20 protein-coding genes are annotated in these 25,443 nt (G+C 42.6%); 17 read left to right on the top strand and 3 right to left on the bottom strand.

The window, feature by feature from the left end:
• Window positions 1-490 precede the first annotated feature (490 nt).
• The gene (locus tag LRC_RS08110; RefSeq protein ID WP_014073947.1) at window positions 491-1,804 is read left to right on the top strand and encodes an IS30 family transposase; all 1,314 of its coding nucleotides are present in this window, start codon (window positions 491-493) and stop codon (window positions 1,802-1,804) included.
• Between the two features lie 249 nt (window positions 1,805-2,053).
• On the opposite strand, the gene LRC_RS08105 is transcribed toward LRC_RS08110, so the two are convergent.
• The gene (locus tag LRC_RS08105) at window positions 2,054-3,310 is read right to left on the bottom strand and encodes an MFS transporter (RefSeq protein WP_014073946.1); all 1,257 of its coding nucleotides are present in this window, start codon (window positions 3,308-3,310) and stop codon (window positions 2,054-2,056) included.
• A gap of 350 nt (window positions 3,311-3,660) precedes the next feature.
• On the opposite strand from LRC_RS08105, the gene istA reads away from it, so the two are divergent.
• The 9 genes from istA (at window position 3,661) to LRC_RS08055 (ending at window position 15,767) form a co-directional block, all read left to right on the top strand.
• Entirely contained in the window at window positions 3,661-4,884 is a 1,224-nt protein-coding gene (istA, locus tag LRC_RS08100; protein ID WP_014073945.1) for an IS21 family transposase, read from the top strand.
• Between the two features lies 1 nt (window position 4,885).
• Window positions 4,886-5,494, top strand: a complete 609-nt coding sequence (gene istB, locus LRC_RS08095) for an IS21-like element helper ATPase IstB (RefSeq protein ID WP_014073944.1) — start codon at window positions 4,886-4,888, stop codon at window positions 5,492-5,494.
• A gap of 1,726 nt (window positions 5,495-7,220) precedes the next feature.
• Window positions 7,221-7,910, top strand: coding sequence for a hypothetical protein (locus LRC_RS08085; RefSeq protein WP_014073942.1), 690 nt, complete (start codon window positions 7,221-7,223; stop codon window positions 7,908-7,910).
• Between the two features lie 607 nt (window positions 7,911-8,517).
• Entirely contained in the window at window positions 8,518-10,593 is a 2,076-nt protein-coding gene (locus tag LRC_RS08080) for a methyl-accepting chemotaxis protein (protein ID WP_014073941.1), read from the top strand.
• 799 nt (window positions 10,594-11,392) lie between these two features.
• Window positions 11,393-11,623, top strand: a complete 231-nt coding sequence (locus LRC_RS08075) for a glutaredoxin family protein (RefSeq protein WP_014073940.1) — start codon at window positions 11,393-11,395, stop codon at window positions 11,621-11,623.
• Complete coding sequence (nrdI, locus tag LRC_RS08070) at window positions 11,620-12,015, top strand: class Ib ribonucleoside-diphosphate reductase assembly flavoprotein NrdI (RefSeq protein WP_014073939.1); 396 nt, start codon at window positions 11,620-11,622, stop codon at window positions 12,013-12,015. Before LRC_RS08075 ends, nrdI begins: the two co-directional genes overlap by 4 nt.
• Entirely contained in the window at window positions 11,978-14,131 is a 2,154-nt protein-coding gene (gene nrdE, locus LRC_RS08065; RefSeq protein WP_014073938.1) for a class 1b ribonucleoside-diphosphate reductase subunit alpha, read from the top strand. The genes nrdI and nrdE overlap by 38 nt, the downstream gene beginning before the upstream one ends.
• Window positions 14,132-15,085, top strand: coding sequence for a class 1b ribonucleoside-diphosphate reductase subunit beta (gene nrdF, locus LRC_RS08060; protein ID WP_014073937.1), 954 nt, complete (start codon window positions 14,132-14,134; stop codon window positions 15,083-15,085).
• 82 nt (window positions 15,086-15,167) lie between these two features.
• Window positions 15,168-15,767: a nitroreductase family protein gene (locus LRC_RS08055; RefSeq protein WP_014073936.1), complete on the top strand. Its 600-nt coding sequence runs from the start codon at window positions 15,168-15,170 to the stop codon at window positions 15,765-15,767.
• 886 nt (window positions 15,768-16,653) lie between these two features.
• On the opposite strand, the gene LRC_RS08050 is transcribed toward LRC_RS08055, so the two are convergent.
• Entirely contained in the window at window positions 16,654-17,334 is a 681-nt protein-coding gene (locus tag LRC_RS08050) for a DUF1361 domain-containing protein (RefSeq protein ID WP_014073935.1), read from the bottom strand.
• A 178-nt stretch (window positions 17,335-17,512) separates the two neighbouring features.
• Here LRC_RS08050 and cdaA point away from each other — a divergent pair, with 178 nt between their 5' ends.
• The 6 genes from cdaA to tnpC all read left to right on the top strand — a co-directional run bounded on the left by cdaA (window position 17,513) and on the right by tnpC (window position 23,109).
• Entirely contained in the window at window positions 17,513-18,355 is an 843-nt protein-coding gene (gene cdaA, locus LRC_RS08045; protein WP_003691761.1) for a diadenylate cyclase CdaA, read from the top strand.
• Complete coding sequence (locus tag LRC_RS08040; protein WP_014073934.1) at window positions 18,352-19,494, top strand: CdaR family protein; 1,143 nt, start codon at window positions 18,352-18,354, stop codon at window positions 19,492-19,494. The genes cdaA and LRC_RS08040 overlap by 4 nt, the downstream gene beginning before the upstream one ends.
• A 28-nt stretch (window positions 19,495-19,522) precedes the next feature.
• On the top strand, window positions 19,523-20,869 hold the full coding sequence (gene glmM / locus LRC_RS08035) for a phosphoglucosamine mutase (protein ID WP_014073933.1): 1,347 nt from the start codon (window positions 19,523-19,525) through the stop codon (window positions 20,867-20,869).
• Between the two features lie 116 nt (window positions 20,870-20,985).
• Window positions 20,986-21,186 (top strand): hypothetical protein, encoded by a 201-nt coding sequence (locus LRC_RS08030; RefSeq protein ID WP_014073217.1) that lies wholly within the window; start codon window positions 20,986-20,988, stop codon window positions 21,184-21,186.
• A gap of 1 nt (window position 21,187) precedes the next feature.
• Complete coding sequence (gene tnpB / locus LRC_RS08025; RefSeq protein WP_014073767.1) at window positions 21,188-21,520, top strand: IS66 family insertion sequence element accessory protein TnpB; 333 nt, start codon at window positions 21,188-21,190, stop codon at window positions 21,518-21,520.
• A 29-nt stretch (window positions 21,521-21,549) separates the two neighbouring features.
• Window positions 21,550-23,109 (top strand): IS66 family transposase, encoded by a 1,560-nt coding sequence (tnpC, locus tag LRC_RS10735; RefSeq protein WP_082271488.1) that lies wholly within the window; start codon window positions 21,550-21,552, stop codon window positions 23,107-23,109.
• 1,299 nt (window positions 23,110-24,408) lie between these two features.
• Here the strand turns inward: tnpC and LRC_RS08000 are convergent.
• A complete protein-coding gene (locus tag LRC_RS08000; protein WP_014073930.1) occupies window positions 24,409-24,657 on the bottom strand; it encodes a hypothetical protein in 249 nt (82 codons plus the stop codon).
• Window positions 24,658-25,073: 416 nt separating this feature from the next.
• Here LRC_RS08000 and LRC_RS07995 point away from each other — a divergent pair, with 416 nt between their 5' ends.
• Window positions 25,074-25,382 (top strand): hypothetical protein, encoded by a 309-nt coding sequence (locus LRC_RS07995; protein WP_014073929.1) that lies wholly within the window; start codon window positions 25,074-25,076, stop codon window positions 25,380-25,382.
• The last annotated feature ends 61 nt before the right edge of the window (window positions 25,383-25,443 follow it).

The raw sequence follows: 25,443 nt of genomic DNA, 5'->3' as shown, positions 1-25,443 counted from the left end.
TCAATGATGTCTTGATATCCGTCCAGCTTACTGCGACGGCTACGACGCTTCCTGACAACTGATGTTTTATCGCTCTGAGCTCTTAAATATGCCGCTTTGACGGTTCTTGGATCAACATCATATTGTCGTGCAACAGCGGAGTAATTTGGTTTTATCTTCTCTAACACAAAATATCTCATCCTTTCGTAAACGTCTTTTCGCATACTCACCACTTCCTCAAAAGATTAATAAAGTGAGTATACAAAAAATGTAGGAAAACCGACAATTCTAAACCGCCGATTTCCTACATTTTACAACCGCCCTTTACATTTTCATAATATTGAACTCTCCATTTCCAGTTGTTGTGATTTAAAGTCTGAAAATTGCAAAGTTTAATTCCACCATCCATTTATACGGTGGAATTCTCTTCTGCACAAGTGGAATTTAACCTTGCACATCATAAGTGGTATGCTCAGGTTGGCTTTCTGACAGCAGTAGAAGGAGAACTAGCATGAGCAAATATATTCCCGGTAATCAAAAGCATCTTACTCTCGAAGATCGCAAATATATTGAAAAATCCCTAAATACTGGCTGTTCTTTTAAGGACATTGCAAGATATCTTTGTAAAGATCCAACAACAATCTCAAAAGAAATCAGACTGCACAGGCTCAGCGACTGGTATCACAAAGGCTGTTTTAACAATGCACATAACTTCTGCATCCATAGATATCATTGCAAAAAAGTCAATGCCTGTGGCAAGATCATTCTCTGTGGTGTCAAATGTACCACCTGTCCAACCTGCAACCAGACATGTCCGGACTTTATCAAAGAACGATGTAACCGACTTGATAAAGCACCTTATGTGTGTAACGGGTGTCCAAAAGCAATCAGTCACTGCACGATTGCCCACAAATACCGCTATGATGCTATTTTTGCTGATCGCAAATACAAAGAATGTCTCTCACAGTCCAGAGCCGGTATAAACATGACCAGACATGAACTGCATCAGAAAGATATGGTCATCACGCCTCTGATTTTTCAGGGACAGTCTCCGTATCAGATTATAACGAATCACCCAGAACTCGATCTGTCTGTGCGGACCCTGTATTCTTACCTTGATAAAGGAATTCTGTCTGCAAGGAACATCGACCTGAAACGCCAGGTAAAATTCAACCCCCGCAAAGTACACAAGACCCAGATCAAAGACAGGTCTGTTTTTATCAGACGTATGTTTTCTGATTTTCAAGCCCTTGGGCTTGACCACTTTGCTGAAATGGATACCGTTCACTCATCGCAGGACTCAAAGCGTGTCATCCTGACATTCTTCTTAACCCGTGAAAAACTGTTTCTTGCATTCATTATGAACAGATGCACCAAAGGCGCCGTAAAACTTGTTTTTAACAAGTTGGAGCACCAGCTTGGCACATATGATTTTTTAACCTTGTTCAACACGATTCTTACGGATCGCGGATCTGAATTCGGAGATCCGGAGTCTCTCGAAAATGGCATTCATGGCATTATGCGGTCAAGCATCTATTACTGTGATCCGATGAGAAGCGGTCAAAAAGGCGGCATCGAGCAGGCTCATACCATGCTTCGAATGATTCTTCCTAAAAAGACCAGCTTTGAATATCTCACCCAGTGGGATTTAAGAACTATCGTAGATCACATAAATTCAACCCCGAGAGAAAGTCTTGGTGGTCGAACACCGTATGACGTAGCACTTGAAAACTATGGCATAGACATCTTAAAAGCACTTCAGCTTAGGTCGATTCCATCCGATAAAGTCAATCTGACGCCTAAGCTGATACGCTTTAACCACTAACTTAGCATAAAAACCTGCTGTCAGACTGGAACTTAACAATTCACATTTTTTGAATGTGGCCTGTGGAATTTAGTTTTGCACATAAACTATCCAGAGGCTTGTTTGCCATGCCTGAAATTAAGATGTTTTATGGAAAGTTAATCTAATTATAACAGTTTTACAAGGATTTAGCCTCCCACAATCCCCAAAAATCAAAGAATTTTAAAGCGTAGTGGAATTTACCCCTGCACTGGAATTTACTTTTTCAAGTCAGCGTGATTTAAAGTCTTTTTTTAGCCCATTGGAAAATAGAATTCCAAGCGCTGCAGTTGCGCATGCAACGAGAATGGTAATAAAACCAATGTGATTTATGAAATACTGTAGGAGTAAGCCGTAAAAGCTATTTCCCAAAGGCTGGGCACATTGCGAAATCATCATTGCGAGAGAAATCGTTTTTGCTACTTTATCCGATGGAATGTAAATCTGTATATAGGACATACATATAATCAGGAAAATATTGGAAAACATCATCATAAAAAAGCAGCAGATTGTAATGGTGAAATAGCATACATAGGAAGGTGCGTGAAGTAAGAGTACACCTCCGATTGGCAATAAAAATACAGCAAAAGCAAACAAAAACTGATAGATGTTTGTGATTTTAAAGTTTTTACAAAATTTTCCGCCAAGAAGTCCACCAACCAGTCCTCCGAATGCCATAGCGGCTTCTGTATAACCAAGGAGTCTGGAAGCTTCATTCGTAGGAAAAGCAAGCGTCTGCGTAATCAAAGTAGGAAGCGCGACGGTTAAAAAGGAAGAGAATAAAAAGTTTGCGAGCGCACACATGATAAGTGCCCGAAAAATAATTGGTTGTTTATTTTTGATATAAATGACCGTGTCTTTCATGTCATGAAAGATGACAGAAAGTACATTTCCGTCAAACGGACGTTTTACACAATCCATTTTGATAAACAATTCCATAATGGCAGAAGTAAAAAAACACAGAATGCTTAAAATAAGGATTGGAGTCAATCCCGCAAAGCTGTAGCAAATGCCGCCAATGACCGGACCGATTAAACTGGATAACGAAGAAATAATATTAATAATAGCGTTTGCGGAAATAATACCGTCTTCTTTTACCAGAAATGGAATACTGGCTTGTACGGATGGCTGATATGCACCTGCAATACCATAAAGCAACATCAATACGACGGTTAACAAAATAACAACATTGACTTTGCCGTACAAAAGAGAAAATACAAGCATGATGCCTGCAACGGAAAAATCCAGACAAACCATAATATTTCGCTTGTTTACACGATCAGCAATAACGCCTCCGATTGGAGCGCATAAAATAATCGGAATAAAAGCAAGTGCAGTTACAATTCCATAAAGAGCCGGAGAACCGGTTACGGTTAAAAGATGAAGTGGAAGAGCAAAGCGTAAAATGCTGTTTCCGAAAAGTGAAATGATTTGTCCGATGACAACTAAAATAAAACTGTTTGAAAATACTTTTTCTTTCTGATTCATAATCATTACCTCCATAGCTGCCATTATAAACGGAAGAAAATGGAAGTAAATACATTTGAAGCAAGAGGTAAGGAAAAGAGAATAAGAGGGGAAAAATAAAAACTGACAGGTTTGGAAGATGGGTTAGATGATATGTCGGATGTGTAGGTCAATTTTTAAGAAAAAAGGGGCTGTCGCTTTAACGAATGAAAATTCGTGAAGCGGCAGCTTCATTTTTGTTGTTTTTGTGATTGATTTCAAGAAAATGTAAAGGGCGGTTGTAAAATGTAGGAAATCGGCGGTTTAAAATTGTCGGTTTTCCTGCATTTTTTGTATACTCACTTTATTAATCTTTTGAGGAAGTGGTGAGTATGCGAAAAGACGTTTACGAAAGGATGAGATATTTTGTGTTAGAGAAGATAAAACCAAATTACTCCGCTGTTGCACGACAATATGATGTTGATCCAAGAACCGTCAAAGCGGCATATTTAAGAGCTCAGAGCGATAAAACATCAGTTGTCAGGAAGCGTCGTAGCCGTCGCAGTAAGCTGGACGGATATCAAGACATCATTGAAGACAAATACGCTGCAGGTTGTTCTGCCAGATCGATTTATGACTTTATCGTTGAAAAAGGCTTTACCGGCAAGTACACAATCGTTAAAGATTATGGTCGTCGTTTTCGTAAAGCACAAACAAAAAAGGCAACGATTAGAGTTGAGCATACAATTGGATTAAGTGCTCAAGTTGATTGGAAAGAACAGGTCACAATGACCGATCGGAACGGTGTTTCACATACATTCAGTATTTTCTTATATGTCTTGCCTTATTCCAAATTCAAGTTTTTAAAACTAACCCTGGATCAGAAACAGGATACTTTATTCAAATGTTTATTTGAAGCCTTTAAGGCTACCGGTGGAATTCCCAAAGAGATTTGGTTTGATAATATGTCGACTGTCGTTGACCATAAATTAATTGACTTTCACCATCATCGATTTAACGAACGATTTTTATCATTTAGTCATGATGCGGGATTTCATCCAATCGCTTGTCGGCCATTTAGGCCGCAAACCAAAGGCTGCGTTGAAGCATTGGCAAGAACGATGGGACGACTGAAGCCTTACGATGGAGAGTTCTGTACCATTAATGACTTGAATGATATCGTTAATCGATTAGCCAAACGCCTAAATCACGAGAAGTCACAAAGCAATAACCGGAAGCCGGTTGAATTATGGGCAAAAGAAAAAGAGCATTTCCGGCCTCTCAATTACGATCTCACAAGATACTTCGACAGCGTCCAAACCAGAAAAGTATCGCAAGACTCAATGATTAGATTTCAAAACCATCAATACTCTGTCTCCCCTAATTATATCGGAAAAGAGGTTGAAATCAAACCGGATACTGATGGTAAATCTATCCGTATCTTCTATCAAGGATCTGAAATCAAGAAACACGATTTAACCAATAAACAGTTTAATTACGATTCTCGTGATAAACATGCCATTTTTAAAAGTGATTTGATGGAAGGCAAAACGGATGAAGAAATCGATCAGTATATGCTTAATAATCTCAGCATTTATGATCAGATAGGGGAATAAAATGAATCAATATCAAAGACTAATCGACAATTTAACGAAGCTGAATTTAAATAATATGGCCGCATCAATTGCGGATTATCGGCAGCAAATCGACGAGTTTGCGACCATGTCATTTCTGGATAATCAAGAGAACATTATCTTTATTGGCAGTCCTGGCGTGGGCAAAACACACCTATCCATCGGAATTGGCATCGAAGCATGCCGGCAAGGCGTGCGAACATTATTCATAAACTGTCACGAATTAATTCTCAGATTGAAGTCAGCTCAAGAAAAGCAACATTTGGAACGAGTAATGCGTCGATACGAAAGGTATGATCTGTTAATCATTGATGAGCTCGGGTATTTACCGATATCGGCGAATGAATCCAAGCTGCTGTTTCAATTAATAAATGGCCGTTATGAACGCAAATCAACGATTATAACGACCAATGTGCCATTATCAAGTTGGGGAACCGTCCTTAATAGCACGGCAACCGCAGAAGCCATTTTAGACCGCCTTGTCTATTATCACTCACACGTGATTAAGCTCAAGGGAAAGTTATATAGCATCGGTCAGTTCTTAAACCGCCCAAATCATACATTTTTAAACCGCCATAAAACGACAATTTAAATCCACCCTTGACATCAGAAAAGGACAATTTAAAATTGTATGATTTCTGCGTTTTTTGAGTGATGACGCAACCATGTACGATATTCAATTCATTTTTATGATCTTTGAGTGATGAATTAAACGATACAAAATTGTTTCTGCCGCAATTTGATTAGGCAGAATTTCTCCCAACTTGGCAACAGAACTTTGATCGTGATATCTCTCGTATCTGTTGTTAATTAGCCAACGCAACAGATTTGCGGCGTTTATTATAATCTCAATATCAGCTTGCGGCAGTTTATTAAGAATGTTCTTGATTCTCTATTGGAATGAATCAACACTGATACTTATCTCAATATGCGTTTTTACGACACCGGTACTTACCAGTAATCTCTATTATTTCTGATTTGTTGATTGTCTCTTGAAACGTAAAATGAAGGACGTGTATTTCTTTGACGATTGAGAAACGTGCTATGGTAATGATTTCTGTTCGTTACGATATTTAGTCTCTTTGTTTGTTAACGTTGTCAATTCTTTTGTGAAGCTCATATCATACGAGTTGATTTTATTGAAATATTCCGACGGTTCCTCAAATAAATCAGAAATCAACACTTTGCGGTGGTCGTCATAATTATAGACGAAAGGATTGTTGGTCAGATAGTGTTTTCTTATTTCGTGTCCTTTATTATCGTCAGATGATTTAATTTCAGCCTCTTTTCCGATATAATTAGGGGAGACAGAGTATTGACGATTCTTCAATCTGATTATGGAATCTCTGGATGCTTTTCGTATTTTGATATGTGTAAATTGTTAGGAAAGAGATGGATTCAAGGTTTGGGATGATCTTTTTTTATAACCTGATTGGTTGACTGTTACTTATCGTGATTGAGACAATCACAAATATCACCAACGATTTGAGATAGCTCAATGACGGTTGAAAATCCACCGTCATAAGGAGTTGTTCTACTCATTATCCTTGACAGATTTAGTCTGCGGTCTGAGTTTGAAATCGGCATCATGCGTAAAAGAAGATAAAAGTTCTTTGTGCTTTGGATCACATTCGACTCTTCTATGGTTGACAAAGTTCAACATGTTATCGAACCATATTTTTTGAGAAACCCACTCATATATTCGAACTTTTTGTACAAACATTCAAAAAGAGCGTCTTTTTTTCGGTCTATCGTCATCCTCAGATACTTTCTCTTTGAATAGAGAGGAACATACATAAAAATGCTGAACTGATTCGGAATGACGTTTTTATAGCACGAAGTTACTTTTTCTTCCCGGTTGACCTGAGCAATCAATTCTATCGTATGTTCGACTCTGTTTTTTTCTTTCTTGGTTTCTTCTTTTTTGAAATCGAGACAGAAGTCCTTTGCGATTATTTATTTTTCGGTGAATCCTTTTCCACAGATAAAATCATAAATATCCTTGTTAATATTTCGTTTTAATGATTTCAAGCGGTTTTTGGTAGGCAGTTTTGATGGTTGGGATTCATCCCGTAACGTCTGGCAACAGGTTGTGAACCCCTGCATTGCTTTAATAATATCTTTTATCAATGTACTCATTCCTCAAATTATCTAGAAAATGAGTATATAAAAATGCATAAAAATAGATAATTTCAAACCACCGATTTCCTACATTTTACAACCGTCTTTTACATAAACTACAAATCCATGAAATTTCACAGGTGAGTTTCGTAGAAATTCAATATTTTTTAGGAGGATATTTTTAGGAGGATAGTAACATGAGTTATTTCAACATTGTGAATTTAATTGAGGCTGGAAGAAAGGCTTTAGAGGACGAAAATTATTGGAGTGCAATATCTGTGGCATTATCTTTACCGAGTATTTGTTCTCGGATTGAATTTGCAGATGAGGGAGATAGATACAAGAATTATAAATGGATTGATAAGACAGGCCATGGTAAAGTAAAAAAATATACAAGTTGGAAAGATAAAAAATGTTATACTGATTTTTGTGGAAAGTTTATACACGATGGATGGATAAAAGCAGTTCTTGGCAATAGTTTTCCAGAAGTGTTGTATAGTTTTCGTTGTGACTTTGTCCATGACGGAATTGTAAATATGATTGATAATGATCCTGTCGGTGATGACGATAATCCGGATGATTCTGATAAAGTTAGTAAAGAAATATATCTTTTGCTTGGAGGAGAATCCTTAGAGTATACGGAATACAGGATTATAGATATTGGAGTTTTATGTCAAAAGATATTCGACAATATTTACTGTTGGTGTTTTAGAAAGAATCCGAGTGAATTTAAGTATACTCGTGTATTTGATATTAAAAACGACGATGAGGATAGAAAATTGTATAAAAAACTATTGGAAGGTAAAATAAGCGATTGCTCTTCTGATTTAAATGAATTTTATTCAGAAATTGAGAATAAAAAAAAGGAACGTGAAAATAATAATTGATCTTAAAGATATTACATGGTTGGCTTGAATGTAACATCGTGTTAAAAGTAATTTTGATATTTCTTAAAAGTTTTAACAATTTCGGGAAATTATGTCCCTTTTTTGAAAATCTAAGTGATAAATATCCACATTCCCGTTCAATTTTCCTTCCCCCATTCGTTATTATATTTGTAGGCCTACAAATGATTCAGATGTAAAGCATTGATTGCCTGGCTTTTGGGGGAGACAGGACGACATTGCTTTTGATGAGTCAAAATCTGTTGTCACTGGTTTTTGCTGGGAGGGATTTTGATGAGGACATTTGAGTTGAGACTGAATACGCGCTTTGGCAAGTTCAGACAGAAGCTTTGGTTGAAGTATTCATACGGTAAGTTGAAAAAGGAATGAAACGGCAGCTGCGAAGGCGGCAGGCGCATGGCGTCTGTCGCCTTTTATGTATATATAACTGTACGTTAGCTAAAAAAGAGTGATATTTGTAATTGAAATGACGGTGTTCATTTTATGTTCGATGTTTTTTCATGTTATTTGCATAAAATAGCATAATTATTTGTCCGATAAACCCTATGAGGATTAGTTCAACAAAATATTATCGAAAGGACGTATCAACATGAAAAAGAACACATCACAGAAAGGGCAACGCTCAATCGGCAAGTGGATTACCGGAATTTTGGTTGTAGTGGGCATTTTTCCGTTGCTCGTTATGTTAATCGGTTCGATCAGCACGACAACTGATGTCCTGATTGAACGCAACGATTTGTCCAAGGAAAGTGCCGTTGATCTTATTCAGGAAGAGCGCAATCATCTTCAGTCGACTTCTGAAAAGATGCTGAAGAAAATGGCGACCTACCCTGAATTTAAAGAGAGCAAATTCGACAAGAAGAACCTGGAGCTTGAAATGAAGAAGCTCTGCAATGCAAATGACTCACTCCTTACGGCAACGGTTGCCGATCAGGATGACAACTACGCAAGCTCCGACAAGCTTCCTGCAGGTTACAAGCCGACGACACGTGAATGGTATCAGAAAGCTGTTTCCGACATGGGCAGCGTAATCTGGACTCTTCCTTATAAAGATGTCCAAACCGGCATGTATGTCATCACGGCAGCATATGCCTACGAGACAGACAACAACAAGATTCGCGTTGTCAGCACCGACGTTTCGTTCAATGCGATTGAACGTCCAATCGGCAATGTCAGGATCGGTCGGACGGGTCGCGTGACGCTTGTTTCAAACGGCGGAATTGTGCTTGCCTCAAAGGGCGCAATTGATGACAGTCATTACAGTCGCGGCAACAGTCTGAAAAACGACAAGATGTATCAGGCAATCAAGGCTTCTTCAAAGCGCAAAGGATTTGTTCATTTGAAGGGCGAATCAAAGATTACCGATATTTACTTTAACAAGGGCGAAAACGGCAGCAAGTACTGGGCGTATTCGTACGTGATGAAAAACGACCTTCAAAACGAACGTCGGACAATGATCAAGACGGCCAGCGTGATTGCGATTATCGTTGCAATTGTCATCATCATTGCTGCAATGACGATCCAGGGCATCTTCAGAAGAATTTCCGAAACATTGCTTTATTACTTTAAGGAAGCAGAAAGCGGCAATCTGAACGAAATCAAGGTTGATCGCAGCAAGGCCAAGAACTTTGCTGAAAAGGTCACGGCAAAACTCGTAAATCCTGAACAAGATGGCAGCGAATTCAACAGAATCGCTTTCGGTTACAATAAAATGATCAATGCCGTCGGTGAATTGATTGGAAACGTCAAGAAACAGTCGGCAAACGTTGCGGAAAAATCAGCTTCATTGCTTGAACTCTCCAAGCAGACGGGCAAGGCAACGGAAGAAGTTGCCCAAACGATTACTGGCATTGCTGAAGTTACGAGTTCACAGGCTCAGGAAACTCAGGAAAGCGTAACTAAACTGGAAGAACTTTCCAAGGTTATCGATGAGTTGAACGAAAGTGTTCAGGCCATGCATGCTGAATCCGACGAATCTGCCAAAATCAATCAGGACAATATGAACACGATGGACAGTGTCAACAGTAACTGGGTGGCTGAACTCGATGATATGAAAGCTCTGTCTCAGAGTGTTCAGAACATGAATGCGGATATTCAAGACATTACTAAGATCATCAACGTCATCAACGAGATTTCGCGTCAGACGAACCTGCTGGCATTGAATGCCTCGATTGAAGCCGCCAGCGCAGGCGAAGCCGGCAAAGGCTTCTCAGTCGTTGCGGCAGAAATTCGCAAGCTTGCCGAACAAAGCGCGGCCTCGACGAAGGAAATCGAAGACATCATCGACAACATCAAGAATCAGTCAACTGAAATGGTCGACAAGACGAACAGTTCCGTTGAAGGCGGTCAAAAGCAGTCCAAGCTGATTCAAGAAGCCATCAAATCGACGATGGAAGTCTTCAAGCGCAATCAGGAAATGGCACAAAAAGTTGCAGGCGTTGCCGAATCTTCAGACAAGATCGAAGAAGTTCAAGGCAAAGTGCTCGAAGGACTTGAAAGCATCTCTGCTTCAACGCAGGAAAACGCAGCTGGAACGGAAGAGGTTTCCGCAAATTCCGAAGAAGTTTTGGCAACGATGGACGAATTCACGCAGCACGTTGCCGACTTGCGCGATATTGCAGACAACTTGAAGAACGAAACGGACAAATTGAGCGTTAATAAATAATTTGTCAAGAAGTTTTGACAAACCAGTCACAAATTAAAGAACCGGATGATTTGCGATTTATTGCGAATCATCCGGTTTTTTTATGCAGCGCTTGGTGATGTGCAGAAAAGAGAAGCGAAAGGGGCGGGCTTGTCGTTGGTCTGGTTTTTGGGGGGTACGGGCAGATCACAGGAATCGACGTTTTGCCCGTAATCGACAGGCATTTACGGGCAGATTTGCAAAAACGAAGATTTGCCCGTAAGGCCCGCCTTGACACAATGCTTTGCAAGGATGGCTTGGAAGCTGCTAAAAAATAAAAAGCACGCTCACTATCGGACATGCTTTTGACGTCAAAAAGAAATAGTCGCCTTAACCTGCCAAAGTTCAGGGGCGACTAAATGCAATAATTCAAGGTCGTCACTGTGAAACGACTTGCATAGGTCTTGGCGAATAACCGGTAAGGCTTTTCTGAACTTTCGTTGTAACATCAAAACTCTTTTTTGACAACAAGCGGCTGATGAATGATTTTGAAGTTTTTGCTGCTTATGTTTGAGATATTGTTGCGAATGTCACAAAAATAGAGCCGATTTGAAATTGATGTCAAGGGTGGATTTTTAATTTGAAGCATAGTTTTTCCGGGCTTCAGTTGATAAAGTTTCATGGACATAAAAAGCCTGCCAAATGCCAGTTTAAAAAGATTCTAAGCCAGGTTAATAATTGATACAACATCTTGTGCGTGAAACAAAATGCATTCGATATGTTGTGCTAATGGATTCAAGCGGTTATAATCATTATAAATTGAAACGAAGGGATTGATATTATGAACATAACCGTATTCAGTCGCAAAGGCTGCATGAAGTGCATGATGACCAAAAGATTTTTAAATGAACATAACCTTGATTTTAAAGAAGTCGACGTTGATGAAGATGAAGCCGCAATGGCAAGGCTGCGCAAGCTTGGAGTCAAAATTCTGCCGGTGGTTGAGGACTCGAACAAAGTCGTCTGCACTGGATTTGACCAGGAAAAAATGAAAAAGGCCTTTAACCTATGAAGGTCGTGTACTTTAGCGTGACTGGTCAGACTAAACGGTTTGCGGCCAAACTCAACGCTTACGAGACGATTGAAATCGATCCGACCGCTGAGCTGGAGATGAAAGATCCGTACGTACTGGTGGTTCCGACCTATGAAGCAGAGTTTATCGCGCCCGTTTTTGATTTTCTTGAAACCGGTGAGAATCAGAAATTTTTGGCCGGCGTTTCAGGATCGGGCAATCGAAACTTTGCCGAGCTGTTTGTTTTTTCCGCAAAGGAGATTGCCAAAAAGTACGGCGTTCCGCTGATATATGCGTTCGAGTTTTCCGGAACGAAGGAAGACGTTGACAATTTTGAAGAAGAGGTGAGAGAACTTGAACGAAAAACAACCATGGTTCGAGCTCAACAATGAACTGAATCTGCCGGAAGACGGGCGGATCAGACTGGACAAGGATCAGGCGGCGTTGAAGCTGTTTTTGAAAGACGAAGTCAAGCCAAAGATCAAGCGGTTTGAAAAAAAGCACGAGCACGTGAAATGGATGGTCGAAAATGGCTATTACGATGAGGAAGTCTTCGGAAGATACACTTCTGAGTTCATCGACGGACTGGATGAAAGGCTGCGAAAAGCAGGATTCAGATTCAAGACGTTCATGTCTGCCTACAAGTTTTATGCGCAGTATGCCATGAAAACGAATGATCAAAAAATCTGGCTCGAAGATTTTTGCGACAGGGTTTTGGCATGTGCGCTGACGTTTGCCGACGGTGATGAAGAACTTGCGGAGATGATCGGAGAAGAAATCATTCATCAGCGGTTTCAGCCGGCAACGCCGAGTTTTCTGAACGCCGGACGAAAACGACGCGGTGAGTTCGTGTCATGCTTTTTGCTTCAGACGACCGACGACATGAACTCGATCGGACGGCTGATCAATTCGGCTCTGCAGCTGTCAAGAATCGGTGGCGGCGTCGGCGTCAACCTTTCCAATCTGCGCGGGCGGGGAGCCAGCATCAAGCAGATCAAAGGGGCGGCTTCGGGCGTCGTTCCCGTGATGAAGCTTCTTGAAGACAGTTTCTCCTATTCAAATCAGTTGGGGCAAAGACAAGGTGCGGGCGCCGTTTATCTGAACGTTTTTCATCCGGACGTTTTGGAATTTCTCGGGACCAAAAAAGAAAATGCCGATGAAAAAATCAGGGTCAAGACGCTTTCTTTGGGACTCGTCGTTCCGGACAAGTTTTATGAGCTTGCGCGCAAAAACGAGGAGATGTGCCTTTTTGAACCTTACACGGTCGAAAAAGAATACCATTGTCCGTTTTCCTACGTCGATCTGACCAAAGAATACGAGAAGATGGTCGAAAATCCTCGGATCGAGAAGAAAAAAATCTCTGCGAGAATGCTTGAAGAAGAGATTTCAAAGCTTCAGCAAGAATCGGGCTATCCTTATATCGTCAATATCGATACGGTCAACGACAGCAGTCCGGTCAAGGGCAAAATCGTCATGAGCAACCTTTGTTCAGAGATTTTGCAGGTGCAGGAGCCGTCCGTCATCAATGACGAGCAGGAATACGTCAAGCTTGGACGTGATATCAGCTGCAACCTTGGGTCAACGAATATTGCAAATTTGATGAAAGCACCTGACTTTGGACGTTCCGTCAAAACGATGGTGAAAGCCTTAACGGAAGTTTCCGACGAATCAAACATCAAAAGCGTTCCTTCCGTAGCTCACGGAAACGAAACGGCGCATGCCATCGGACTGGGGGCAATGGGTCTTCATTCCTTCCTTGCGCAAAACAAAATTCGCTACGGGTCAAAAGAAGCCCTGGAATTCGTTTCGACGTATTTCATGCTGCTGAACTATTGGACGCTGGTTGCTTCAAACGAAATTGCGATTGAGAAGAAGCAGATGTTTGATGGTTTTTTAGAAAGCAGGTATGCGGACGGAAGCTATTTCGAAGAATATGAAAATGCTGATTCGACACTGCATTTTTCAAAAACAAAAGAACTCTTCAAAGGAATTTTCATTCCGAGCGCAAAAGACTGGGGCAGACTGCGCCAAAACGTAATGAGACACGGGTTGTACAATCAAAACAGACTCGCCGTTGCGCCAACCGGATCGATTTCTTACATCAACGACACGACCGCATCCCTGCAGCCGATCGTCAGGGTCGTGGAAGAGCGGCAGGAAAAGAAGATCGGCAAGATCTACTACCCGGCGCCCGGTCTTTCCGAAGAAACGCTGCCTTACTACACGAGCGCCTATGACCTTGACATGAGGTGCGTCATCGACACTTATGCGGCGGCGCAAAAGCACGTCGATCAAGGGCTGAGCCTGACTTTGTTCATGCGATCGAAGCCGTCTGCTGATCTTTACGAGTGGAAAAAAGGTCACAAAGAGGAATTGACGACGCGCGATTTGACGATTCTCAGGCACTATGCCTTCCGAAAGAAAATCAAATCGATTTATTACGTCAGAACGTTTACCGATCAGGATGAAGAAGACAAATTTGCCGAATGCGAAAGTTGTGTGATTTAAATGGAAAAAACATATCGTGCCATAAACTGGAACGTGTTGGATGATGCCTTGGACAAGGCGGTTTGGGAAAAGCTGACGGAGCAATTCTGGCTTGATACCAGAATTCCCTTGTCAAACGATCTCAACGATTGGAAGAAAATGAAAGAAGAAGAGCATGCGCTAGTCGAAAAAGTTTTCGGAGGGCTGACCTTGCTTGACACGTTGCAGTCGGTTGACGGGATGAGCGCGCTTAAAAAGGATGCCTTGACCTCGCATGAAACGGCCGTGCTGAACAATATCGAATTTATGGAATCCGTGCATGCCAAAAGCTATTCGTCGATTTTTTCGACGCTCAATACGCCGACAGAAATTGAAGAGATTTTTGAATGGACGGAAAAAAACGAGTATCTTCAGTACAAGGCAGAAAAGATCTGTGCGATTTATCGCGGAGACGATGCTTTGATGAAGAAGGCGGCCTCCGTTTTCCTGGAGTCGTTTCTGTTTTATTCAGGCTTTTATGCGCCGCTTTATTTTCTCGGACACAATCGACTTAACAACGTGGCCGAAATAATCAAGCTGATTTTGAGGGACGAGTCGGTTCACGGAACTTACATCGGATATAAGTTTCAGATAAGATACAGGGCTTTGGCAGAAGAAGAACAGGAGAAATTGAAATTTGAAATCGTCAATCTGCTCTACGATCTGTATCAAAACGAAGAGAAGTATACGCATGAACTTTACGATGAACTCGGATGGACCGAAGACGTCGGCATCTTTTTACGATACAATGCCAACAAAGCCTTGATGAATCTTGGTTTTGAGCCATTGTTTGAAGAAACGGCCACAGACGTCAACCCCGTCGTCATGAACGGCATTTCGACGTCAACGTCAAATCACGATTTCTTCTCTCAGGTCGGAAACGGTTATTTGCTTGGCAGCGTTGAGGCGATGGGTGACGATGATTACTGGATTTGAAAGCAGTGAGCATAATTTTTTACTTTGCTTCGATTGTACGCTATACTTACGTAAAGTAAGCAATAAGAAAGGCTGATCAGACATGAATAACGCAATTGAATTTTTAAAGAAACGGCGCTCGATTTACGCAATCGGAAAGAACATCGAACTGAATAATGAGCAGATTACCGAACTGATCGAAGGAGCAGTCAAAAATTCTCCGACCGCATTCAACAGTCAGACGGTCCGTGCAGTGATTACGTTCGGCGAATCTTCGGATCGTGTTTGGGACATTGTTTTGGATGAACTCAGAAAAGTCGTCAAAGATGACGATGCTTTTTTGAAGACGAAAGAAAAAATCGCAACTTTCAAGGCAGGTTTCGGAACGGTACTGTATTTTACGGAAACAGCAACCGTCAAGAAATTGGAAGAAGATTTTCCGCTTTACGCCGACAATTTTGCCGATTGGGCGGAACAAGGCATCGGCGGTGCACAGCAGGCCGTTTGGGAAGTTTTGGCAGCAAATAGCCTCGGTGCTTCGCTTCAGCACTATAACCCGTTGATCGATGATGCGATCAAGCAGCAATTCGATCTTCCGGAAAGCTGGAGACTGCGTGCCGAAATGCCGTTTGGCTCGATTGAAGCTCCTGCGGACGACAAGGAATTTTTGGAAGACGACGTGAGATTTAAGGTTTTTGACTAAGATTTGGTTTTGTGATCGAGAGACGAAATAGTGAGGATTTTCTGGGTGGAAATTCTCGCTATTTTTTTGTGCGTGGTGAGGGATGTTATAGGTGCGTGTAGAGGAAGCGAAAGCGTTATCTTAGACTGAGGCGGAGGCGTGAATTGAGGCAGAGGGGTGAATTGAGGCAGAGGGGTGGTGAAAGCATTGTCTTCAGGCGGTGAATGAGGATTTTGAGTCGGCGGTAGAACATTTTTTCAATTTTGGGAGATTTTGTTCTACTTTGGAAGCCGCGCGGACTGGATTTGGGAGCAGCGGTAGAACATTTTTTCAATTTTGGGAATTTTTGTTCTACTTTGGGAGCCGCGCGAGGCGGATTTCGAGTCGGCGGTAGAATATTTTTTAAATTTTGGGAATTTTTGTTCTACTTTCGGGTCCGCGCGAGCAGGATTTTGAGTCGGCGGTAGAATATTTTTTAAATTTTGGGAATTTTTGTTCTACTTTGGGAGCCGCGCGAGGCGGATTTCGAGTCGGCGGTAGAATATTTTTTAAATTTTGGGAATTTTTGTTCTACTTTGGAAGCCGCGCGAGGCGGATTTCGAGTCGGCGGTAGAATATTTTTTCAATTTTGGGGATTTTTGTTCTACTTTGGGAGCCGCGCGAGCAGGATTTTGAGTCAGCAGTAGAATATTTTTTCAATTTTGGGAGATTTTGTTCTACTTTCGGGTCCGCGTGAGCCGGATTTTGAGTCAGCGGTAGACAAAAATGAGTAGAAATTCCTGTTTTTTGTCTACTTTGGCGGCTTCGGTCACTGGATTTGACCGAAGAGGGCGCTTTTCGGTTTCAAATCAGCGTCTGCAGCGAGAGAGGGACTGCGATTAACAAAAAAGCCAGACAAACGTCTGACTCATTGAAGATTATATTTTGAATCGAGGTTCGTAATCGTGATGCGGCCGATCGTGATCGAAACCCAGACCGTCATCTGCAGGAGAAACATCATGAAAACGAAGGCCAGCATGCGCGGACTCCACATGGTGATAAGTTCTTTGATGACGAAACCGGGATCAAAGAAGAGGTAGGCCGTGTGCAGGCGCAGGAATCTGCCAACGTAGACACCGACTGATGAGAAAATCGTCAGGACAGTCACGATGATCGTGCGCCAACCGAGACCTGGCTTGCGGAACCTGATCTGAATCGTCTGCGTGACGTATTCGAGGCTCCAGACGCCCATCAGGCAACAGGACAAAGCGCTTATGACAAGGTTTGTGAAATAAAGCCAGAGATGAAGGTCAAACTTCATCAGGCCGGTTGCGGCATCGTAGGGATTCACGCGCGCAAGGTGAAAAAGGTCCGTCAAAACGTACGGGGCGTTCGGATAGAAGAGGAGCCAGCATACGAAGAGGAGCCAGTAGATGATTTTTGACTGACTTTCGTTCATGTGAAACGAAATCTCGACTGGGAGGTATGCCAGGAACGTGTTGAGCGCAAGGAAACTGAAAAAGTTCCCTTGGCGGTAGAGTGTCAGATACGCATAGATGATGTAGATGAAAAATGCAGTTCTGACCACCCATTTGAATCTTTTAGACACTTTTTCCACCACCTTTTTATTGATAATTCTATTGTATCAAAAACCGGTGTGTTTTTTTGGGTTTTGCATCAATCGTTGTAAAATTTTTAGATTTTAACGTCGTCTTTTGTCAAGTAACATTTTTACGGTGGACGTGATATAATGTATAGTTGTAAAAATAAACATTGAGGGGGGTATTTTGTTGCAGGTTTTAGGAAGTATCTTCACTTTGCAGCATGTAGTCAACGTGTTGGACGTTTTGGTCGTTTGGTACGTGATCTACGTGTTGATGATGCTGCTTCGCGGGACCAAGGCCGTTCAGTTGTTCAAGGGTGTCGTCGTCATCATCGTCGTCAAATTGATCAGTTGGTACGTTGGTCTTGAGACGCTCTCTTGGATAATGGACCAGGTGATCAACTGGGGGATTATTGCAATTATCGTGATTTTCCAACCTGAAATCAGACGCGGTCTTGAACACTTGGGGCGCGGTTCCTTATTTACGTCATATAATAAGAAAGAAAATAACGAAGAGAAGATGGTCGAGGCCTTGGATCAGGCGATTCAGTACATGTCAAAGCGTAGAATCGGTGCTTTGATCACTATTCAGATGAATACCGGCCTTGAAGACTATATCGAAACCGGTATCAAGCTGGATGCCAATATTACGGGCGCTTTGCTGATCAATATTTTCATTCCGAATACGCCGCTTCACGATGGCGCGGTTATCATCAAGGATAACAAGATTGCAGTTGCCGCCGCATATCTGCCGCTTTCCGAAAGCAACCTGATTCCAAAAGAGCTCGGAACAAGACACCGTGCGGCCGTTGGCATCAGTGAAGTTACGGATGCGTTGACGATTGTCGTTTCAGAAGAAACCGGCGGCGTGACGATTACGAAGAACAACGAACTGATTCGCGATCTTGCTCGTCAGGATTATCTCAAGCTGTTGAGAAACGAGCTTGTTCCAAAGGAAGAGGACAAGAAGCAGTCCTTTTTTGAAAGAGTTGCCCAAGCCTTCTGGAAAGGAGGGCACAAGCATTGAAATTCCCTAAGATTGATAATACGAAGTTTTTGTATCAGCTTGTTTCGCTGTTGTTTGCCTTGCTCTTGTTTTTCTACGTAAATTATCAGCGCCTGGGTTCAACGAGAACGACTGACAACAAGCCTCAGGCGCCGGCAGTTTTGATGACGAACAAAACGTTCAAGATGACGATGCCGCTTGCAGTCAACGTTGACAACGACAAGTATTTCGTGACCGGATATCCGGAAAAGGTTCGGGTCAAACTTTCAGGTCCGAGCGCGATGGTCAAGGCGATGGACAATACGCGCAATTTTGAAGTCTATGCGGATTTGTCGAAGCTGAAATCAGGCACTCATACCGTCAAATTCAAGACTTCCGGACTCAGCAAAGAAGTAACGGCTTCGATTGATCCCGATTCGGCCGTCATCAAGATCGAACGTCGCAAGACGATCACGATGTCGATTCAGACACGCTACGACACTGGACAGATTTCAAGCGGATACGCTGCCGGAACACCGATATTGAGCAGCCGGACGGTAAGCATTACGGGCGGACAGAAGTCTATCAAAAAAATCGTCAGCGTGGTTGCGAATGTGAATTTGCCAGACGGAACAAACTCCGCATATTCAAAAAACGTCATTTTGCAAGCAATCGACAAAAACGGCAAACCGGTTCCAGACGTCGTCATCAGTCCGGAAAAGGTTCATGTGACCGTTCCGATTAATTCGGCAACGTCAACGAAGACCGTGCCATTGCTGCTTGAAGCTGGCGCTGGCGGAGTTTCCGGTAAAAGCTATAATTTCACTTCGTCAACGAAGTCGATCACTCTCCACGGAACGAAGACGGCTCTCAAGTCGATTTCTTCATACATCTTAAAGGTTCCGATTGTCGGGATTAACAGCACGACGACGAAGACGATTAAAATTTCTCCGACCGAAGCGGGCGTTACGTCCGTTTCGCCGAATTCGGTTCAAGTAACGATTGAAGTTCAGTCGTCAGGAAGCCAGATTCAGTCGAGCGGATCGACCGGTTCAAACGATTCTTCCGGTTCGGATAAGCAGACGACGACTGACAATGACGAGGATAACAAAAAAGATGATGACAGCAGCAAAATTAATAGTTCGAGCTCGTCGTCAGTTTCATCTTCTTCTGAAGATTAGATAAACACAGAAATGAGGATTTTTTAAAATGAAATATTTTGGTACAGATGGTGTCAGAGGCATTGCAAACGAGACACTGACTCCTGAACTTGCATTTAAACTAGGTCGCTGCGGTGGTTACGTGCTGACACAGCATGCTGAAGGCAAGCAGCCACGCGTCCTGGTTGCTCGCGATACACGCATTTCAGGGCAAATGCTTGAACAGGCTTTGATTGCCGGCTTGCTTTCAGTCGGAATCGAAGTGTTCACTTTGGGTGTCATGACGACTCCTGGCGTTGCCTATCTCGTTCGTTTGCAGGATGCTGATGCAGGAATCATGATCTCTGCTTCACACAATCCGGTTCAAGACAACGGCATCAAGTTCTTCGGTGGTGACGGGTACAAGCTTTCGGACGATCAAGAAGAAGAAATCGAAGCTTTGCTTGAAAAAAATACTGATGATCTTCCGCGTCCTTCTGCAGAAGGCCTGGGAACGGTCAGCAGCTACCGCGAAGGCGCGCTCAAGTATTTGCAATTCCTTGAACAAACGATTCCGGATGATCTTGAAGGAATGCACATCGCAGTTGATGGTGCCAACGGTTCGACGAGCAATTTGGTTTCACGACTCTTTGCGGATCTCAGCGCTGAATTTGACACGATGGCAACGAATCCGGACGGACTCAACATCAACAAGGGCGTTGGTTCGACTCATCCCGAAGCTTTGGCCAAGTTCGTCGTTGAACAGGGTGCTCAAGTCGGTGTTGCTTTCGACGGTGACGGCGATCGCTGCATCGCGGTTGACGAGCTTGGCAATATCGTCGACGGCGACAAGATTATGTTCATCTGTGGCAAGTATATGTGCGAACGCGGCCGATTGAAGAAGGATACGATCGTGACGACCGTTATGAGCAACATCGGTTTGTACAAAGCGATGGCCAAAAATGGCCTTAATTCCGTCAAGACTCAAGTCGGCGACCGCTACGTCGTCGAAGAGATGCGCAAAGACGGCTACAATGTCGGCGGCGAACAATCCGGCCACGTTGTTTTTCTTGATTTCAACACGACCGGTGACGGGATGTTGACGGCGCTGCAGCTTTTGAACGTCATCAAGCAGACCGGGAAGAAATTGTCCGAACTTGCTGCGGAAGTGACGACTTATCCTCAAGAACTCGTCAACGTTCGCGTGACCGACAAGAAGGCGGCGTTGGACAACGAGGTCATCAAAGCCGCAATTGCCAAAGTTGAAGACAAGATGGGAGACGAAGGTCGCGTGCTCGTGCGACCTAGCGGCACCGAAGATTTGCTGCGCGTCATGGCGGAAGCTCCGACGCAAGAGCTCGTTCATGACTACGTAATGGAAATCGTGGATGTCGTTAAGAAGGAAATGGGCGTTTAATTGAATATGAAATGAGGCCGGGCATTGTGTCCGTAAGCGGTCGTTAAAATAGCGTTCTTCATAAACCTCCGATATCTTGGTATGCTTTAGACATCAAGTATATCGGAGGTTTAATTATGAAATTGGATGACGTCGTGGAAGTCAACCTTGTTGACCTAAGCCCTAAAGAAACATATCGACCGGTCAGGGAAATGGCTGCGAAAATTATTACGGAAGATGTTGAAATCCGAATCTACAACGGAGCTTCGAGAGAGATTCTCAAAAATTTGAACAACTATCTTTGGTATCGTGATCAAAATGTTTCCAAATATAAATAATATGAAAATCTATCTCATTTGCGGTAAGACCGATCTTCGCAAAGGGATAGACGGATTGGCTGCTCTTGTTACCGAGGCGTTCAGTTTGGACGCCTATGATAATGCGATTTTTCTGTTTTGCGGTACACGTTCCGATCGTTTCAAGGCTCTTTACTGGGACAAAACAGGATTCGTGCTGTATTACAAGCGCATCGAAAACGGACGCTTTCAGTGGCCGAGAAATCAGAGCGAGGTCAAAAAGATAAACGCGCATCAATTGCGCAGACTCTTGGCCGGATTTTCCGTAGAGGAAAAGAAAACCATTCTTCCTTGTGAAAAAGGGCTGCTTTGTTAAATATTGATACTCCTGCCTTACATTTTTATATGGATTTGGCAGGAGTTTTCATGTATAATTCAATTCATGCATACGGAACGGAGGTGAACGAGATGGACGAAAAAGATAAGCGTATCAAAGAGCTGGAACAACAAGTCGCTGAACTGAATGAACGAATTGCTTTTCTGACAAGCAAACTTTTTGGAAAAAAAACTGAAAAAACGCGCCGTCTTCAAGAAGATGACAGACAATTAGACCTGTTTGATCTGGAAGAAGAACAAAGCGAAAAGACTGAAGATTCCAAAGAGGCTTCGGTAAAATCGTATACCAAAAAGATTCGCAAAAAAAACCGGAAGATTGATACTTCAAAAATTCCGGTCGAAATTGTGAATCATGTGATGCCTGATGAAAAATGTTCCTGCCCTAAGTGTTGTGCCCGTCTCGTTCAGGTCGCGAATCCTAAGATTCGTGAAGAGGTGAAGTTCGTACCGGCAAAACTCAGGCTTATCGAACATCATCAGGCAGTATACAAGTGCCCTGAATGTTCTTCGGATGATCATTCGAAGATTTCAAAAGCTCCGATGCCCCGTTCGCTCATCAGTCACAGTAAGACAGGATCTCCTTCGATCATTGCGCATATTGCCGCGATGAAGTACGTATACAAAGTTCCTTGCTATCGCCAGGAGGCAATGTGGAAGCTTAGGGGATTGCCGTTGACTCGTCAACAAATGTCAAAATGGATGATCGACGTCTTCAACAATCAGCTTTCGCCGCTGTATGATCTTTTATTGAAAGAGCTGAAAAGGCAGCGATTTCTTCATGTGGATGAAACACCTTATAATACTTTGGCTTCAGAAAAAGCAAACACTTATTATTGGGTTGTCACAAGTGGAAAATTTGAAGAAAAAAATATTGCCGCATTTACTCACAGTGACGGAAGATCATCCGATACTGCCAAGAAATTGTTGAGCGATTTTAATGGTTATGTCCAAACTGACGGCTATGCCGGATATAATTTTCTCGACAGGACCAGACACCTGGGGTGCCTGGCTCATGTTCGTCGCTATTTTGTCGATTCTTTGAAAAACAGCAGCTACAAAGCCTCAAAATCTTTTAGCGGAGAAATAGTCAAAGACATCGATGAAGTCTTTGAATTGGAAAGAAAACTCTCAACCAAATTCAATGATGACGAACGCTTGAACTATCGAAGAAGAAAACTCCTTCCTGTAGTCAAGCGGGTATTTTCCAAGATAGCTTCAGTTACCGCATCTGCCAAGTCAGCATTGGGAAGAGCCAAAAACTACGCCCTGGGTCAAGAAAAGCATATTCTGAACATCTTTGAAAAAGGATATTTTGAATTGTCCAACAACAGCGCAGAGCGCGCTGTCAAAGAGAGCGTGATGGGGAGAAAAAACTGGCTGTTTTCGTCAACTTTTGAAGGCGCAAGGGCTAATGCCGTTGCGCTGTCGCTGATATATACGGCCAAACTTAATCAGTTGGATCCTGAAAAATACTTGAGAAAAGTATTAACGGAGATTACCAACATTGAGGTATTTGATCCTGAAAGGTTCCGCCAACTTCTCCCATGGAACATCGATCTTACCTCATAAATAAGAAAATAAAAACGATGCATACGCAATAACCTGAGATAATAATACTATCTCGGGCTATTTGTGTACACACCGCTGTTTTAACGACCGCTTACTGTTGTCCGGTCTTTTTTGTGCGGATTTTTGGGATGGGGGGTGAGGGGGGTGTCTGATGTGGTCGGCTGATTTGGATGCGGCGTGAGACGGAATTGGTCGCAGCGGCAGACAAAATTCGGTAGGAAATCTCATTTTTTGTCTGCTTCGGAGCCGCGTGAGCCTGATTTGGAGTTGGCGGTAGAACATTTTTTCAATTTTTGGAGATTTTGTTCTACTTTCGGAGGCACGCAGGCCGAATTTGGAGTCGGCGGTAGAACATTTTTTCAATTTTTGGAGATTTTGTTCTACTTTGGAGCCCGCGCGGGGCGGATTTGGAGTCGGCGGTAGAACATTTTTTCAAATTTTGGAGATTTTGTTCTACTTTCGGAGCCCGCGTGAGCCTGATTTGGAGTCGGCGGTAGAACATTTTTTCAAATTTTGGAGATTTTGTTCTACTTTCGGAGCCGCGCAGGGCGAATTTGGAGTCGGCAGTAGAACATTTTTTCAAATTTTGGAGATTTTGTTCTACTTTGGAGCCCGCGTGAGCCTGATTTGGAGTCGGCGGTAGAACATTTTTTCAATTTTTGGAGAATTTGTTCTACTTTCGGAGCCGCGCAGGGCGGATTTGGAGTTGGCGGTAGAACATTTTTTCAAATTTTGGAAAATTTGTTCTACTTTCGGAGGCGCGCGGGGCGGATTTGGAGTCGGCGGTAGAACATTTTTTCAAATTTTGGAGATTTTGTTCTACTTTCGGAGCCGCGCAGGGCGGATTTGGAGTCGGCGGTAGAACATTTTTTCAAATTTTGGAAAATTTGTTCTACTTTCGGAGCCGCGCGGGGCGGATTTGGAGTCGGCGGTAGAACATTTTTTCAATTTTTTGAAAATTTGTTCTACTTTCGGAGCCCGCGGTCGGAAGAATTGGACGCAAGAGTAGACAAAATTTGGCAGAAAGGCGTTGTTTTTGTCTGCCCTAGTGTCCGTGCGGCCATCGCCATTGTTTTGCCTGTAACCGAAGACCGGCATCTACGGGCAAATCTCCAAAATCACCGTTTTTCCCTTAAGCCAGTCTTGGACATTGAGTGAGCAGGCGATTCTCAACGCTGCATTTGACAAAAAAGTTATCAAAATTAAAAAAGCCGGACGAAGTCAGTCACAAATCGACCGTCTTTGTTCAGCATTTAATTTATTTCAAGAGGAAAACGGGACTTTTGTCTCAGCCTCTGATCACTTATGAAAAACGTTATTCAACGTGTACGTGATTACGCGCAAAACCAAATAGCAGATTGAGGAATAAACGAAATAGTAGAGAAGAACAAACAATAAGGGCACGTACCACATCCCCATGGAAAACAGCGAGAAAACGGTCTGGAGCTGCGTATCGTTCGGTGAAGCAAGTGCCAATGTGACGAGTTTGATTAAAATGAGTCCCGCCCCAATGAAAAGACTCAGTGCAAGTTGTTTTTTGTTAATCATGAAAATGCCTCGCAATTCGTTGAGTTCACTTGCCTATTATAGTATGGATCGCAAAAATATGCCAATTTTTAGCTAAAATCAGGAGTGATTACTGAAACATGCAGTTTCTGATTGCTTCACGGAAATTTTTATGGCAAAATCCAGTTTCGGGTCAACGGAAAAATTGTGCAATCACTTAGGAAAAGCGACAGGAAAATAAGGACGGGATTACCGTTATCTCGCGGCTTAATTTTTTCTTATTTATTATTGACAACGCTTTCTGTAAGCGTTATTATGTACGGGTAAGGTATTAATTAGTTTACCTTCTAATCAATTCTCTTTCTCTCTTATGCCAACCACTGTAACCTATGTGATTACGGTGGTTTTTGTTTTGTCTGAACGGATTTTAAGATATAATTGAACCGGGAGTGATTATTATGAAGAGCAACGAGACTTTGAATCTGATTGAAGAAATTACGCGAAATGACGGCAGCAAGTATTACGAAGTGTCGGACATTGCGCAAAACGGTCGTGCAGAACTTGCGGCAATTCGCGGTTTTATCAAAAGCGTGCGGATTTTGCAGCTGAACATTCCGCGTTCAAAAAACGTGATCGCATACGAAAATTACATCAACGAAAATTTTGAGATGCCAAAAGAAGATTTTGACCATTTTGAGGAATGGAAACGAACACCCGAAATGGAGGAAATCGTTGAGAAAATTTTGCGTGAAAATCATATTGCGTAAAAATTCGAATTTTATTTTGGACCGCTGGCGATAAAAATGTTCGGATGCCGACAGGGGTTAA

Source organism: Ligilactobacillus ruminis ATCC 27782, from assembly GCF_000224985.1.
Classification (GTDB): domain Bacteria; phylum Bacillota; class Bacilli; order Lactobacillales; family Lactobacillaceae; genus Ligilactobacillus; species Ligilactobacillus ruminis.
This window is presented reverse-complemented; position numbering and strand designations above follow the sequence as displayed.